The following is a 15,211-nucleotide window of genomic DNA, read 5'->3' as shown; positions in this document are numbered from 1 at the left end:
AGACATCATAGGAGGGTGCTATTAACGTCATGTTAGTATGATATTGACGTTATATTAGTATGTTAGCCACAAAAAAGCCAAGTACGAGACTTGGCTTTGTGATAACGGTTGAAGACTCAACGCAAGTGAGTCAATCGGTATAGCGTGTTTGCGCTTACTTAGCAGGGATCGCTTTTAAGATCGCTTGTAAGTATTTCCAGAACATGCCGACTGTTTCGATGTTCACTTTCTCGTCTGGAGAATGTGGGAAACAGATCGTTGGGCCAAATGACGCCATGTCCATTGTTGGGTATGAAGTCTTGAATAAACCACATTCTAGACCTGCATGAATAACCATGATTTTTGGCACTGAACCAAATTCTTTTTCATATACGTCACGCATGATCTGCATCACTGGTGAACTAGTATCAGGTTTCCAGCCTGGGTAAGCACCGCTAAATGTTACGTCGGCACCCGCAAGTTCAAATACTGATGCGATCATTTCTTGTGCATCAAGACGGCAAGAATCAGCTAAAGAACGGATCAAGCATTGAATATGCACGGTTTTACCGCGAGATTGGATAACACCAAGATTAGATGATGTTTCAACAACACCTTCAATCTCATCACTCATGCGCAGTACACCATTGAATACACCGTTCAGTGCAGCAATAAGGCGAGTCTGGCAATCTTGAGTCATCACTACTGCTTCATTTGGAACAGGGATGAGTGAGATTGAAAAATCAGGTTCTGTTGCAATAAGCTCTTTTTTCACTGCCTGAGCAAAGAATTCTAAACACGCTTTAAATTCTTCACGTTGTGTTGGTGCAACCGTAATAACGGCAAACGCTTCACGTGGAATGGCGTTACGTAGTGAACCGCCATTTATCTCAACCAAGCGAACGCCCATATCACGACCAGCTTCTTTTAAGAAACGAGCCAGTAATTTATTGGCATTACCACGACCAAGGTGAATATCAACACCCGAGTGACCGCCTCTTAGACCAGAGATAGAAATTTCAAATGTTTGGTGATCGGTCGGCGTGTCTTCACGTTCGATAGGGAAAGAGACGGTGGTATCGATACCGCCAGCACAACCCATGTAAACTTCGCCTTCGTCTTCTGAATCTGTGTTTAGTAGGATCTCACCTTCTAACCAACCCGCTTCAAGGCCAAATGCGCCAGTCATGCCAGCTTCTTCATCGATTGTCACTAATACTTCAAGTGGGCCATGTTCAATATTGTCAGAGAAGATAACCGCAAGGCTTGCTGCTAGACCAATACCGTTGTCTGCGCCTAATGTGGTGCCACGGGCTGTAACCCATTCGCCGTCAACATAGGCATCGATAGGGTCTGTCACAAAGTCATGCACTGTGTCAGAATTTTTTTGTGGAACCATGTCCATGTGTGCTTGCAAAACCACACCTTTACGGTCTTCCATGCCTGAGGTTGCGGCTTTACGTAGGATAAGGTTACCGACTTTATCTTCTTTGCATTCGATATTATGATCTTTCGCTAATTGTTGGATCCACGCAGAGACTTTCTCTTCATGTTTTGAAGGGCGTGGGTTAGCACACATTTGCTCAAAAATATTCCAGACAACTTGCGGTTCTAAATTATTTAAATTTGCCACTTGGGTAGCTCCTTAATTGGAATTAATCATTATATTTAGCATGAAACAAAGGATGTTCCAGTTTATTAAGATAGTAAAGCGTAATATTCCAAATGTACTGTGTTAATCTATCGTTATGCGATACCGTAAACAAGTTGCTGTTTTATCCTACTCCATAAGGGGTGATTACTGGCTAATAACTTGTCCTGAGGGTCAAGTACTGGTATCTTTGTGGGTTACAAATTGAGTGTGCAAATTGGAATTTTTTGTGCATAAACCCGTCGTTGATGATTTTATATAGCTACACATTAGTTCGTTCGCTAAGTGTATATAGAGGTTGGTTAAATGAGTGATAAATTTATAGTATCTTGGGATGATTTACAGCGTGATACGCGTAAACTTGCTCGTAAGCTGCTTCCTGCAACACAGTGGAAAGGTATTATTGCGGTTAGCCGTGGTGGTTTAGTACCTGCTGCTATTCTTGCGCGTGAATTAGAATTACGTCATGTAGATACAGTTTGTATCTCAAGCTACGACCACGATCATCAGCGTGATATGACCGTATTAAAATCAGCACCGGGCGACGGCGAAGGTTTTATTATTATTGATGACTTAGTGGATAGTGGTGACACCGCGAAGAAAATTCGTCAGATGTACCCTAAAGCTAAATTAGTGACTGTTTACGCTAAGCCACTTGGTGAGCCTTTAGTTGACGATTTTGTTACTGCTATCGCGCAAGATACTTGGATCGAGTTACCTTGGGATATGGCTATTGAGTTCGTAGAACCAATCTGTAAACAAGGTTAATTAAATAATCGAGAATATACGTCAGTCTGTATTCTCGTTGTTAAACAGTGTCGTAAATCGCGACACTGCATTTTATTAGTATTATACTCTGCACAAATCAAGTTAATTAGTCGTTTTGTTTGCCCTGCCATTATTGTTAACTATACTTAATAGTTATCCCCTGACATTTATAGTGAATTATTGATAGCGCTTAGCTCATCACGCCTTGCTCATCACGAACAACCAATGAGAGATAATTATTATGGCAATACCGACTGACCCAAACTTGATCTATTTTCGTAAACGTATTCGTATTTTGAATGCGCTTGGCCCTTATTTAAGAGAAAATAATTGCCAGCCCACCGACTTTTACTTCGATTGTTTTAGTGTCTGTATTGATGCCAACGCGGAACCTGAAGAACGCCAATTTTACGGTTGGTGGTTAGAGATGGAACTCGTGGAGGATACGTTTGAATATCACTATCAGTTTGGGTCGTATAATACAGCCGGTGAGTGGATCGTAACACCAATTCCTAAAGCCTTTCAGCAGGACGTAACACAATCGCTTAATGCATTTTATGAGAAGTTATCTGTTTGTTTGACAGAGCAATTGCACTTTAACCTTAAACCTTCCTCTATCTTAGCCAAGACCTTGATATTATCTGCCGCATAGCATCCTAATTATGTCGTTATTTTCATCAATTCTATCGGATCCTGCGGTTTGCCAATCAATGCCACGTGAGATCTGATAAAAGTACAGTGTTTCATTGTACTTTCCCCGCCTATCAAGCTTTCCGCTATTGTATAAAAGTGTTTCTCAGGTCAAAATACTAATTAAGTTAGTAACGAGAATGAGTTAAATGGCTAAGAAAACCATCGTGGTGAAATTAGGAACCAGTGTATTAACCAGTGGCACAGCGAAATTAGATCGTGCCCACATGGTAGAGCTGGTTCGTCAATGTGCGCAATTGTACAAACAAGGGCATGATATTATTGTTGTTACGTCAGGGGCTATTGCCGCTGGACGTGAGCATTTAGGTGCCCCTGAATTGGCCCCCACCATGGCGAATAAACAGATGTTGGCCGCGGTAGGTCAAAGTCAGCTTATTTTTACTTGGCAAAGCCTGTTTAATATCTACGGCCTGAATGTCGGCCAGATGTTATTAACACGTGCTGATCTTGATGATCGTGAACGATTTTTAAATGCGCGCGATACCATGCGTGCATTATTGGATAATCGCATTGTGCCAATTATTAATGAAAACGATGCGGTAGCAACAACTGAGATAAAAGTGGGCGATAACGACAATTTATCCGCGCTAGCAGCAATTTTAGCCAATGCCGATACCTTGATATTATTAACCGATCAACAAGGTCTGTTTACCGCTGATCCACGTCATAATCCTGATGCAAAATTGATTGAAGTGGTTGATGTGATTGATGATAAATTACGTCAATTAGCGGGTGGCTCTGTGGGTGGTCTGGGTACGGGTGGCATGGCGACGAAGTTACAAGCTGCAGAGATTGCTTGCCGTTCGGGTATTGATGTGGTGATTGCCGCTGGTATTGCTGAAGACGTGGTATTACGGGTTGCTGACGGCAAACGTGTTGGTACTTTATTCCCTTCGCATATTAGTCCATTAGAAAGTCGTAAACAATGGATCTTGGCGGGCCCGCCACCATCCGGTATCGTCATTATTGACGACGGTGCTGTGAATGCGGTAACGCAAAAAAACAGCAGCTTATTACCAAAAGGTATTACCGAAGTTTCGGCAACATTTAAACGTGGCGATGTGATCCAGTTGCAATCATTGCAAGGTAAGTTACTTGGACGCGGTATCTGCCGTTATACCAGTGATGAGCTTGCCACCATTGCTGGCTGTCATTCGTGTGATATCGAAAGTAAGTTAGGTTACGGCTACGGTGCTGTTGCTATACATCGCGATGATTTAGTTTTATTTTAAGGAAGATAACGTGTTACAAGAATTAGGAAAAAAAGCCAAGCTTGCGAGTTACGAATTAGCAACATTAACCACGGCGCAAAAAAATAACGCGCTGGAATGTATTGCTTGTGAATTAGAACAAAACCAAGCACAGATCTTGGTCGCGAATGCGCAAGATATCGATGCTGGTAAAGCCAATGGTTTAACCGATGCGTTACTGGATCGTCTATTATTAACAGATGACCGACTTGCAGCGATTATCGCTGATGTACGTAGCGTTATTGCACTGCCTGATCCTGTTGGCGCAGAGTCAGAAGGTAAGGTATTAGAAAACGGTTTACGCTTATCGAAACGTCGTATTCCATTAGGCGTGATGGGCGTGATTTATGAAGCCCGTCCGAATGTAACAATTGATATTGCGGCACTAAGCTTAAAAACCGGTAATGCGGCGATTTTACGTGGCGGTAAAGAAACGGTTCATTCTAACTTGGTGTTAGTCAGTTTGATCCAAGCGGCGTTAGAAAAAGCCCAGTTACCAAAAGACTCTATTCAGGTGATTGCAGATCCAAACCGTGAGTTGGTGACGGCACTATTGAAAATGGATAAATATGTCGACATGATCATCCCACGTGGTGGACCAGGTTTACATCGTTTATGCCAAGAGCAAAGTACTATCCCTGTGATCACTGGTGGTATGGGTATCTGCCATGCATTTGTTGATGCTTCTGCTAATGTTGAAGATGCACTGGCGATTATTGAAAATGCTAAAGTACAGCGTCCATCAGCTTGTAATGCATTGGATACGGTATTAGTACATAAAGATATTGCAGTGAGCTTCTTGCCATTATTAGCGGAACGTTTAGAGCAAAATGCAGTGGAGTTACGTGCTGAACCAAAAGCACACATTGCCTTATCAAACGTTAATGCGAAAAACTTGCATGTTGCGACTGCTGATTGTTTTGATCAAGAATGGTTGGCGTTGGTATTAGGCGTTAAAGTTGTTAATGATGTTGAAGACGCGATTGTACATATCCGTGAGCATTCAACAGAGCACTCTGATGCGATCTTAACGGATAACCTAACCAATGCGACGCGTTTCTTGAATGCGGTTAACTCAGCGGCTGTTTACGTCAATGCAAGTACACGTTTTACCGATGGCAGCCAATTTGGTTTAGGCGCGGAAGTCGCGGTATCGACACAAAAATTACATGCTCGCGGTCCGATGGGACTCGAAGAGTTAACCACCTATAAGTGGATTGCTATTGGTGATGGTTTAATTCGCCCATAAGTTTTGTAGTGCTAATTTGATTAGTCGTTTGAATTTGATTAAGTGCTAAGGCAGTCCCGTTATATGTGACTGCCTTTTTTATATTCGCTAAGGAAAAATGTGGGAGAACTTATGACTCAACAAGATGGAAATAAAGTGGCGGCACGGTTTAATACATCGACGGTATTCGCTGCAGCCTTGATGGCTGCTAGCTTAAGTTATTTTTCCTATGCGGTAGTGAATTTAACCAAAGAAGTGACCGAAGTACGTAAGGCCCTCCCTGACATATTAAAGCAAATAGATGATATTTCGGTACAAATACCGGCGATAGTCGCACAAGTTGAAATGATAAATACGCAAAATATCCCGGATATACTCGCTGAATTCGAAGCTGTGCGTGATACTGTGCCTGTCATTTTGGCTGAAACCGAGGCCATCCGTGTGGCGATACCAGCGATTTTACAAGAGGTGGAAGCTGTTCGTCTTTCTGTACCGGCGGTTTTGTCTGAGGTTGCAGCGGTTAGAGCTGAACTACCTGCGGTATTAAAACAAGTTAATGCTGTTAACAAGCAGATACCAAGCATTTTAACGCGAGTGGATGCGGTGAATAAACGTGTAGATGATATTAATCTCTTGATCCCACCTATTTTAACGCAGGTAGAGAAAGTGCGTGTGGACATCCCGCCGACATTAACCCGTGTTGAAGACTTGGTCGAAGCCAGTGATATGATTGGTGAAAATGCGTCTAAGGGTGCAACGAAAGGGGCGATTAAAGGTGTTTTTGAAATTCCGGTAGATGCGACGAAACGTTTATTTACTGCGCCAGGTTCTTATTTTGAGAAAGAAGCAACGAAGGCAACCGAATAACAAGCATCCGAATAAAATGGCGTTTCTGAGTGTGATAGCAGAGGTATTGTGCTGAAAGTCGTAGAGTGTCTGGATATTGGATATTGACGGAATAAATTAAAGCTAACAGCGGATTTAATTAATCGTGTTAGCTTTAATTCAATTTAATACCGAAAGGTTAAGAATTAAGAAACTGCTTTACCTTGTGCTTGCAAGTCTGCATGGTAAGACGAACGCACGAATGGACCACAAGCTGCATGCTCAAAGCCCACTTCTTTTGCGAGTACGCCTAGTGCATCAAAGTCATCTGGATGAACGTAACGTTTCACTGGTAAGTGATGACGGCTAGGCTGTAAATATTGTCCTAGTGTCAGCATCGTTACATCATTTGCAGCAAGATCTTTAATTACTTCTGCAATCTCTTCGTTAGTTTCACCTAAGCCCATCATTAGACCTGACTTAGTTGGTACTGTTGGGTGCATTTCTTTAAAGCGTTTTAATAAACGTAAAGACCACTGGTAATCAGAACCTGGACGCGCCATCTTGTAATGCTGTGGTGCCGTTTCTAGGTTATGGTTAAATACATCTGGTGGTGTATCTTTAAAGATTTCTAATGCTTTATCCATACGACCTTTGAAATCTGGCACCAAAATTTCGATTTTGATTTCAGGGTTCAATAGGCGAATTTCTCGGATACAATCGGCAAAATGCTGAGCACCACCATCACGTAGATCATCACGGTCTACTGAAGTGATTACCACATATTTAAGCTTCATCTTGGCAATGGTTTGTGCCAGTTTTAGCGGCTCTTCTTGCACTAGTGGTAATGGCTTACCATGGGCAACATCGCAGAATGGGCAACGACGTGTACAAATTGCACCCATGATCATGAAAGTTGCAGTACCGTGGTTAAAGCACTCAGATAAATTCGGGCACGATGCTTCTTCACAAACTGAATGCAGGTTGTTTTCACGCATCACGTTCTTAATTTCTTGGATGCGAGCAGAGCTTTTCGGTAGACGGATTTTCATCCACGATGGCTTACGCAGAATTTCATCAGTATCAGAAGCAATAATTTTCACTGGAATTTTAGCCATTTTATCTGCGTCGCGAAGTTTAACGCCAGGCTCTAATCGAACTGTTTTACTCATGCTCTGTTAATCCATCTTTGAAAGTTAATTGGGTGTAGTCTAGCAGGGAACATAGGTGTTCGACTAGCTTAGGTTGTATTTCTTCTAAGCTGGTAGCACCACCAAGATCACTTGTTTGGGTCATTTCCATACCCGCATAACCACAAGGGTTAATGCGCAGAAAAGGGGATAAGTCCATGTTTACATTCAATGCTAAGCCATGGAATGAACGCCCTTTTCTGATCCTTAAACCTAATGAAGCAACTTTTTTATCTGCGACATAAACACCGGGTGCGTCTGCGCGTGGGTAGGCTTCAACACCAGATTCTGCCAGTGTAGCAACAATACCATTCTCGATATGGGTAACAAGAGCACGCACGCCAAGCTTACGACGCTTAATATCGAGTAAGAAGTACACCACTTGCTGACCAGGACCGTGATAAGTCACTTGACCACCCCGGTCGGCTTGAACGACTGGAATGTCGCCTGTCGCGAGGATATGTTCAGCTTTGCCAGCCTGACCTTGGGTAAATACAGGATCGTGCTCAACAAACCAAAGTTCATCTTCAGTATTGTCGTCTCTATTTTCAGTAAACGACTTCATCGCGTCAAACACAGTGCTGTAAGGTTGGCGATTAAGTTGACGAATTATAATGCTATGTTCTGACAAAGTATGCCCTTCTATATGATTAACACCAACGCAAAAAATCTAATTAGCAACACTAATTAGATTTTTGATATCGACATTATTTTTTATAAAACGCGGACCACACCTGGGATCGCACCAAAAGCGATGTATAAGCTTTTTGCTTGTTCGTTATCTTGTACTTTAACTTTGATAGTAACAGAGTTGTAAGTGCCTTTACTGCTCATTCTAGAGCTAGGGGCATAGTTACCTACGACATGTTTTTGTGCCACAGCAACAATGTTATCTTCGAGTTTAGGATCGCTATTACCGATAACTTTAAAGTTAAATAGACAAGGGAAATCAAGAAATTCGTCGAATTTTGTATTTAAAGACATTAGTTTTTTCGTACCTTATAAATAATGGCAAAGGAGGCAACAGCCTCCTTTGTATTAGTTATTATAATCGGGTAACGGTGTCAGGGAAAGGATTAACCAAACCAACCCGTAAATAATAATTTGAAATAATCAATTAATCGGCTAAACCAGCTACCTAATTCGACGTCTTCAAGCGCAATTAAATCAGCCTGAGCAATCTCTTCATCGTTAAGGTTATAGAATACTTTACCGACGATATCGCCTTTCGCAATGGGTGCGCTTAGTTCTTTTTGAATTTCAAAGTTAGCGGTTAGGTTTTTTGCTTGACCACGTGGCACTGTCAGCGTTAATTTATTTGCTAGGCCTAGTTCAACTTGCTCTTGCTCACCCATCCATACGCGTTCTGCAACGATACTTGAGTTTGCTTCATGTAATGTCACTGTTTCGTAGAAACGGAAACCAAAGTTTAATAGCTTTTTACTTTCAGCTTTACGTGCATCACCACTTTTAGTACCCAGTACAACGGCTATTAGACGCATGTTGTCTTTGGTTGCTGAAGACACTAAGTTAAAACCAGCTCCTGAAGTGTGACCGGTTTTAATGCCGTCCACGTTCATGCTTTTATCCCACAATAAGCCATTACGGTTGTATTGCGTTATACCGTTATAAGTAAATTTCTTTTGCGAGTAAATGCGATATTCTTCAGGCACATCACGGATAAGTGCTTGGCCTAATGTGGCCATATCACGCGCTGTGGTGTATTGCTCTTTGCTATCTAAACCGTGGCTATTAGCAAAGTGGGTTGAGTCCATACCAAGCTGTTTACTCCATGAGTTCATCAGTTGAGCAAAGGCGCTTTCTGTACCAGCGATATGTTCAGCCATTGCGACGCAAGCATCATTACCAGATTGCACGATAATGCCTTGATTCAGTTTTTCTACTGTTATTGTCTTACCAACTTCGATAAACATTTTTGATGAATCAGGGAAGTTTTTAGCCCATGCATTTTTACTGATGGTTACTTGATCACTTAGATTGATATTACCAGCTTTAATTTCTTGGCCAATAACATAACTTGTCATCATTTTAGTCAGGCTGGCAGGTTTTAATGAGTCATCAGCATTTTTTTGTGCGATAACCTTGCCTGAATCAAAATCAACTAATATGAATGCTTTAGCCGCAACGACTGGCGTATCTGGAATGACGCTGGGTGCGGCACTTAATGAGAAACTCGCCACTGCTAGGCTCGTGAGGATAAATGTTTTTAATTGATTGGCCACGTTTCACTTCGCTATAATTAAAATTGTGATTAAGTTACTGATAACTTAGGTAAATAAACTTGAGTAAACGGTTTTTAATCAAGTTTATTCGAGAATAGCAGCTAGTCTATCAAACTAGCTGAATGATGTATTACTATTTAAAGTTTATTTATTAGATACAGCTTTGCTGGAAAGTTCCTTCAAAACATAAGCATTTGTATATTGTTGCTTAACTTTAGCTAATAAGCTTTGTGCTTGCGCTGACTCTGAAATCGGTCCTAGCTGTACTCGATGAAACTTACCACTGATGACTAAGCGGTTTTCGGTACTGTATTTAACCCCTAAACTGTCGGCGATTTGTTGTGCTTTAGCTTCATTACTTGAGGCTAATACTTGAATAAACCACTGCGGTTTTGGGGTGAATAAACTGCTGTTATCGGCCGTCGGAATAATTAATTCAACCCGCACATTCGCAGTGCCAGATTGTAACATATCTAATTTATACGCTGCCGCATACGATAAATCGATAATGCGTTCTGAATGGAACGGTCCACGATCATTAACGCGCACGATAACGGTTTTATCATTACCTAAGTTTGTGACTTTGACAAAACTGGGCAGTGGTAAATTCTTGTGTGCTGCCGACATTGAAAACATGTCATAAACTTCGCCGTTTGAGGTCTTGTGGCCATGAAACTTATTGCCATACCAAGATGCTTTACCTTCTTGGGTTAAGGTTTTGATATCTCGCCATACTTCATAATCAATACCACGCACTTGATAGTCGCGATTGGCAGAACGGCTATAGGTTTGCGGCGTTGGCACTGCATCTGCAATATCATCAAGCTGAGGAATGTTTTCTGGCGCGTGATCATCACTGTACTGATAACGCGAAGAAGAACATGCGGCCAACAGACCGCAGATACAAAGTAGAGTTAATCGTTGTTTATTGCGCATTTTTAGCTTGTTTAATTTTTTCACTTAATTGAAAAACAGCCATTGCGTACAGTGGGCTGTGATTGTAACGGGTAATGCTGTAGAAATTATCGAGGTAAACCCAGTACTCATCGCTATCAAGTTGCTGTAGCTTAAGTAACTTGGCCGGACTTGAGTCTTCGATGGTTATTGCTGGTACACGGTCATCGGATTCTTTCAATACCACACCAGCAGCTGTTAGGTCTGCCCATGTGTGTTTGATTCGTAATGATGAACTCAGTAATGCCTGTACTTTTTCACTGTCAGCTTTGACAGGATAAGCAACGGATGCACCGGTACTCCATTTATGCTTGTTAAAGTAGTTCGCAATACTACCAATCGCATCGACAGGATCGTTGATCATATCGACTTTACCGTCACCAGAAAAATCAACGCCGTAATGGCTGTAACTTGATGAGATAAATTGACCTAAGCCCATCGCGCCCGCATACGAACCTTGCGTTTCAGTTAGCTTCCAACCTTGTTGTTCGCTTAATTTAATGTATTGCGCGAACTCTTGACGGAAAAATTTCCCACGTGAAGGGTAATTAAAGCCCAGTGTATAGAGCGAATCTAATACCGAAAGATTACCTTTGTATTTACCGTAGAAAGTTTCAACACCCATAATCGCGACGATCACTTGTGCTGGTACACCGTATTCTTTTTCAGCCTTGGCAAAAACGTCTTCGTACTGATTCCAGTATTCTACACCTTTGTTAATTCGGCTTTCGGTAATAAAAATTGGCGCGTATTTATACCAAGGTTTCTTTTCCCAAGGTGTTTTGATTTTGGTTAATACATTTTCATCAAAATTAGCTTGCCCAATGGCATCAGTCAGAACCTGTTCTGAGATGTCATATTTACTACTTAATTCTTCGACCCAAGTCTTGTGCTCACTGGTTAACTCAGCACTATTAGCTTGAAACGCTGCTAAACCTAGCAGAAATAAACTTTTTTTACCTAGCATCTGGATTCCTCAACTTAAGCGACGGTGTGTTCTTACAGACATTAGAATGCCAAATCCAGCCATCAATGTCACCATCGAAGTGCCACCATAGCTAATTAAAGGCAGTGGTACGCCCACTACCGGTAATAATCCACTGACCATGCCTATATTTACGAACAAATAAATAAAGAATGTCAGGATTATACTGCCCGCAATAAGGCGCTCAAATATACGTTGGCCCTGTAATGCGATGATTAAACCGCGGCAGATAACAAATAAATACAATGACAGTAATAAAATAACACCGAATAAACCGAACTCTTCACTAAATACCGCAAAAATAAAATCGGTGTGACGTTCGGGTAAAAAATCCAACTGTGATTGGGTACCCGATAACCAACCTTTACCCCAAAACCCGCCAGAACCAATGGCAATTTTAGATTGGATAATATGATAACCAGAACCAAGTGGGTCTGTTTCTGGGTTTAAGAAGGTTAATACCCGTTGTTTTTGATAGGGGTGCATTAAGAAAAACCACAGCACCGGCGCAAAACCTGAAACCAGTCCAAATGCAATCATCACTAAGCGCCATGACATACCGGCCAAGAAGATCACAAATATGCCTGATGTAGCAACCAAGAGTGACGTACCTAAATCAGGTTGTTTGGCAATCAATAAGGTCGGGATAAGCACCATGATGACCGCGGTAATGATGGTTCTAAAGCTGGGTGGTATTTGCTGATTACTCATGTAGCGGGCAACGGCCAATGGCATCACTACTTTCATGATTTCAGATGGTTGGAACTTGGTAAAACCAAGATCAATCCAACGTTGCGCTCCTTTACCTACATGGCCAAACAGTAATACCGCGACTAATAATAAGGTCCCAATAATAAAAATAGGGAATGCCCAGCGTCGATAGGTCGATGGGGATATTTGTGCCAAAGCAAACATCACCGCTAAAGCGAGAACCATTCGAATGCCTTGTCTTTCCATTAGGGCCATATCAGCGCCACCGGCGCTGTAAAGCACGACAAGACTGACACCCATCAGGCTTAACAGGCCAAATAATAACGGGAAATCGATATGTAATTTATACCAAATACTCTGATTGTGACGACGATCTGGCATTAATTTTCCTTTTTATTGTCGAAGTAAACATCAAATAGACGACGTGCAGATGGTGCGGCTTGTGAGCTACCACCACCGGCATTTTCTAGAATGATAGTGGCCGAGATTTCGGGTTCTTCAAACGGAGCGTAAGCGACAAACATGGCATTATCACGTAACCGTTCGCGGATCTTACTTGCGTCGTATTTTTCTTCACCAAGCTGGTATAACTGTGCAGTACCCGATTTACCTGCGGCGCTATAAGATGCTTTAGCAAACGCGCGACGTGCGGTACCGTTACTGCTTGTCACTACACCGTGCATGCCATCTTTGGCGACTTGCCAGTTGGCTGGATCTTTTAATTTTAGCGGCGGTAATTCGACCACAGGTTCAAAGATATCACCATTAGTGTATTGGATATCTCTGATCAGTTGTGGAACAGGGCGTAAGCCTTTACTGGCGACAATCCCTGTTGCTTTGGCTAATTGGATCGGTGTTGCAGACCAGTAACCTTGACCAATACCCACGGAAATAGTGTCACCTTGATACCAAGGTTCATTGTAGCGTGCACGTTTCCATTCTCGCGATGGCAAAATAGCATTGGTTTCTTCTCTGACGTCAATACCGGTATAGTCGCCAAAACCAAATTCGCTCATGAAGCCATTTATTTTATCAATACCGACATTATAAGCGAGGTTATAAAAGAAGGTGTCCGAGGATTGCTCGATGGCTGTATAGACATTAATTTTACCGTGTCCCCAACGTTTCCAGTCACGAAAGCGACGTTTGGTATTGGGGATCTGGAACCAACCGCGGTCATTGATAATGGTACTCGGCGTGATAGCCCCATCTTCTAAACCTAAGATTGCCAGCTGTGGTTTCACTGTCGATGCGGGTGGATAACGGCCTTGTGTGGCACGGTTAATCAACGGGCGATCTTTTGACTGTAATAGGCGGTTGTAGTTTTTACTGCTAATGCCGTGGACGAATAAATTGGGGTCGTAACTCGGGCTCGACATCATCGCCAGTATTTCACCGGTTTTCGGTGCCAGCAAGATGATAGCGCCACGACGACCGGCTAATTCTTGTTGCGCTTTAAGCTGCAAACGAATATCGATATTTAAGTACAGGTCATTACCGGGTACGGGCTGGGTTATTTTGAGTGTTCGCACGATCTTGCCGCGGTTATTTACTTCAACTTCTTTAAAGCCGGGCTCGCCATGGAGGGTTTTTTCGTAATAACGTTCGATGCCTTGTTTGCCTATATCATGGGTCGCGGCATAAACTGCGCGTGAACCACTTTTTTCTAAGCGTTTAAGATCATTACTGTTAATTCTGGCGACATAACCGAGTGCGTGCGTGAGCGCGTCGCCAAACGGGTAATAACGTTTTAGCCGTGCAGTGACCGAAATACCGGGGTAATTATGGCGTTGAACTGAAAATAGGGCCACTTGGGATTCAGATAAATTGGTTAATATAGGCACTTGTTTAAAGCGACGCTGACGTTTTAAACGGAGATGGAAATCATCAATGTTATCTTCAGTAAGATTTAATAGCGTGGTTAATTTGGCAATGGTTGCATCAATATCAGTAAATTTTTCTGGTACCATATCTAAGCTGTAGACAGGTTTATTCTCAGCTAAGAGAATGCCATTACGGTCATAAATAAGTCCACGATTGGGCGCGATAGGCACTAGCTTTACACGGTTTTCGTTCGAGCGGGTTTTATAAGCTTGATATGAATCGACTTGTAAGTAATAAAGATTACTTAATAGCAAGCCAATGACGCAGAGGACAAAAATAAATGAGACCATGATGCGGCTGCTAAATAATGCTGTTTCCGCAGAATGGTCTCGTAAGGTTATACGCTTCCTTGCCACCAATATTACTCTCTATGATAAGGATGGTTTGTTGTTACACTCCAAGCGCGATATAACGCTTCGGCAACCACTACACGTACCATCGGATGTGGTAAGGTTAGTGGTGACAACGACCAGCGCTGTTCCGATGCTGCGATGCATTCTGGTGCAAGTCCTTCTGGGCCGCCAATTAATAGGCTAACGTCTCGACCATCATGCTTCCACTTATCTAGTTCAACGGCTAGTTGTTCAGTAGTCCAAGGTTTGCCGGTAACTTCCAGAGTTACGATGCGATTACCTTTCGGAATTGCTTGCATCGTTTTCACACCTTCAAGTTCTAAAATTCGTTTGATGTCCGCGTTTTTACCACGCTTACCCGCACTGATTTCAAGTAACTCAAAAGGCATATCTTTAGGGAAGCGACGTGCATATTCTTTATACCCGATTTCCACCCATGCTGGCATCTTACTGCCAACAGCAACTAGCTGAATCTTCAT

15 protein-coding genes are annotated in these 15,211 nt (G+C 42.3%); 5 read left to right on the top strand and 10 right to left on the bottom strand.

What is annotated here, in order from left to right:
* Positions 1–154 precede the first annotated feature (154 nt).
* Positions 155–1,612 carry an aminoacyl-histidine dipeptidase gene (locus A923_RS0116295; RefSeq protein ID WP_017222754.1) on the bottom strand — a complete coding sequence of 486 codons (1,458 nt, stop codon included), beginning with the start codon at positions 1,610–1,612 and terminating at the stop codon, positions 155–157.
* Between the two features lie 324 nt (positions 1,613–1,936).
* Between A923_RS0116295 and gpt the strand changes: the two genes are divergently transcribed.
* The 5 genes from gpt to A923_RS0116270 all read left to right on the top strand — a co-directional run bounded on the left by gpt (position 1,937) and on the right by A923_RS0116270 (position 6,454).
* A complete protein-coding gene (gene gpt / locus A923_RS0116290; protein WP_017222753.1) occupies positions 1,937–2,398 on the top strand; it encodes a xanthine phosphoribosyltransferase in 462 nt (153 codons plus the stop codon).
* Positions 2,399–2,639: 241 nt separating this feature from the next.
* Positions 2,640–3,050, top strand: a complete 411-nt coding sequence (gene crl, locus A923_RS0116285) for a sigma factor-binding protein Crl (RefSeq protein WP_017222752.1) — start codon at positions 2,640–2,642, stop codon at positions 3,048–3,050.
* Positions 3,051–3,237: 187 nt separating this feature from the next.
* Positions 3,238–4,341: a glutamate 5-kinase gene (proB, locus tag A923_RS0116280; RefSeq protein ID WP_017222751.1), complete on the top strand. Its 1,104-nt coding sequence runs from the start codon at positions 3,238–3,240 to the stop codon at positions 4,339–4,341.
* A gap of 10 nt (positions 4,342–4,351) precedes the next feature.
* The gene (locus A923_RS0116275; protein WP_017222750.1) at positions 4,352–5,608 is read left to right on the top strand and encodes a glutamate-5-semialdehyde dehydrogenase; all 1,257 of its coding nucleotides are present in this window, start codon (positions 4,352–4,354) and stop codon (positions 5,606–5,608) included.
* 111 nt (positions 5,609–5,719) lie between these two features.
* A complete protein-coding gene (locus A923_RS0116270) occupies positions 5,720–6,454 on the top strand; it encodes a hypothetical protein (RefSeq protein ID WP_017222749.1) in 735 nt (244 codons plus the stop codon).
* A gap of 164 nt (positions 6,455–6,618) precedes the next feature.
* Here the strand turns inward: A923_RS0116270 and lipA are convergent, their stop codons facing one another.
* The 9 genes from lipA to rlmH form a co-directional block, all read right to left on the bottom strand.
* Positions 6,619–7,584: a lipoyl synthase gene (gene lipA, locus A923_RS0116265; protein WP_017222748.1), complete on the bottom strand. Its 966-nt coding sequence runs from the start codon at positions 7,582–7,584 to the stop codon at positions 6,619–6,621.
* Complete coding sequence (gene lipB, locus A923_RS0116260) at positions 7,577–8,233, bottom strand: lipoyl(octanoyl) transferase LipB (protein WP_017222747.1); 657 nt, start codon at positions 8,231–8,233, stop codon at positions 7,577–7,579. The genes lipA and lipB overlap by 8 nt, the downstream gene beginning before the upstream one ends.
* An 83-nt stretch (positions 8,234–8,316) precedes the next feature.
* A complete protein-coding gene (gene ybeD / locus A923_RS0116255) occupies positions 8,317–8,586 on the bottom strand; it encodes a DUF493 family protein YbeD (RefSeq protein ID WP_017222746.1) in 270 nt (89 codons plus the stop codon).
* Positions 8,587–8,678: 92 nt separating this feature from the next.
* A complete protein-coding gene (locus A923_RS0116250; protein ID WP_017222745.1) occupies positions 8,679–9,845 on the bottom strand; it encodes a D-alanyl-D-alanine carboxypeptidase family protein in 1,167 nt (388 codons plus the stop codon).
* 144 nt (positions 9,846–9,989) lie between these two features.
* Positions 9,990–10,781, bottom strand: coding sequence for a septal ring lytic transglycosylase RlpA family protein (locus A923_RS0116245; protein WP_017222744.1), 792 nt, complete (start codon positions 10,779–10,781; stop codon positions 9,990–9,992).
* Positions 10,771–11,766, bottom strand: a complete 996-nt coding sequence (gene mltB, locus A923_RS0116240; protein ID WP_017222743.1) for a lytic murein transglycosylase B — start codon at positions 11,764–11,766, stop codon at positions 10,771–10,773. Before mltB ends, A923_RS0116245 begins: the two co-directional genes overlap by 11 nt.
* A 9-nt stretch (positions 11,767–11,775) precedes the next feature.
* Entirely contained in the window at positions 11,776–12,876 is a 1,101-nt protein-coding gene (gene rodA / locus A923_RS0116235) for a rod shape-determining protein RodA (protein WP_017222742.1), read from the bottom strand.
* Entirely contained in the window at positions 12,876–14,735 is a 1,860-nt protein-coding gene (gene mrdA, locus A923_RS0116230) for a penicillin-binding protein 2 (protein WP_017222741.1), read from the bottom strand. The genes rodA and mrdA overlap by 1 nt, the downstream gene beginning before the upstream one ends.
* Positions 14,736–14,740: 5 nt before the next feature.
* Positions 14,741–15,211 (bottom strand): 23S rRNA (pseudouridine(1915)-N(3))-methyltransferase RlmH, encoded by a 471-nt coding sequence (gene rlmH / locus A923_RS0116225; protein ID WP_017222740.1) that lies wholly within the window; start codon positions 15,209–15,211, stop codon positions 14,741–14,743.

Origin of the sequence: Moritella dasanensis ArB 0140, assembly GCF_000276805.1 — a bacterium.
Lineage (GTDB): Bacteria > Pseudomonadota > Gammaproteobacteria > Enterobacterales > Moritellaceae > Moritella > Moritella dasanensis.
The sequence above is the reverse complement of the archived record's forward strand: the minus strand, read 5'-3'. Positions and strand labels throughout refer to the sequence as shown.

Coding starts and splice junctions, on each gene's coding strand:
- lipA (WP_017222748.1), bottom strand. CDS start 7,584: ATGAGTAAAACAGTTCGATTAGAGCCTGGCGTTAAACTTCGCGACGCA.
- crl (WP_017222752.1), top strand. CDS start 2,640: ATGGCAATACCGACTGACCCAAACTTGATCTATTTTCGTAAACGTATT.
- gpt (WP_017222753.1), top strand. CDS start 1,937: ATGAGTGATAAATTTATAGTATCTTGGGATGATTTACAGCGTGATACG.
- rlmH (WP_017222740.1), bottom strand. CDS start 15,211: ATGAAGATTCAGCTAGTTGCTGTTGGCAGTAAGATGCCAGCATGGGTG.
- proB (WP_017222751.1), top strand. CDS start 3,238: ATGGCTAAGAAAACCATCGTGGTGAAATTAGGAACCAGTGTATTAACC.
- ybeD (WP_017222746.1), bottom strand. CDS start 8,586: ATGTCTTTAAATACAAAATTCGACGAATTTCTTGATTTCCCTTGTCTA.
- A923_RS0116270 (WP_017222749.1), top strand. CDS start 5,720: ATGACTCAACAAGATGGAAATAAAGTGGCGGCACGGTTTAATACATCG.
- A923_RS0116245 (WP_017222744.1), bottom strand. CDS start 10,781: ATGCGCAATAAACAACGATTAACTCTACTTTGTATCTGCGGTCTGTTG.
- rodA (WP_017222742.1), bottom strand. CDS start 12,876: ATGCCAGATCGTCGTCACAATCAGAGTATTTGGTATAAATTACATATC.
- mltB (WP_017222743.1), bottom strand. CDS start 11,766: ATGCTAGGTAAAAAAAGTTTATTTCTGCTAGGTTTAGCAGCGTTTCAA.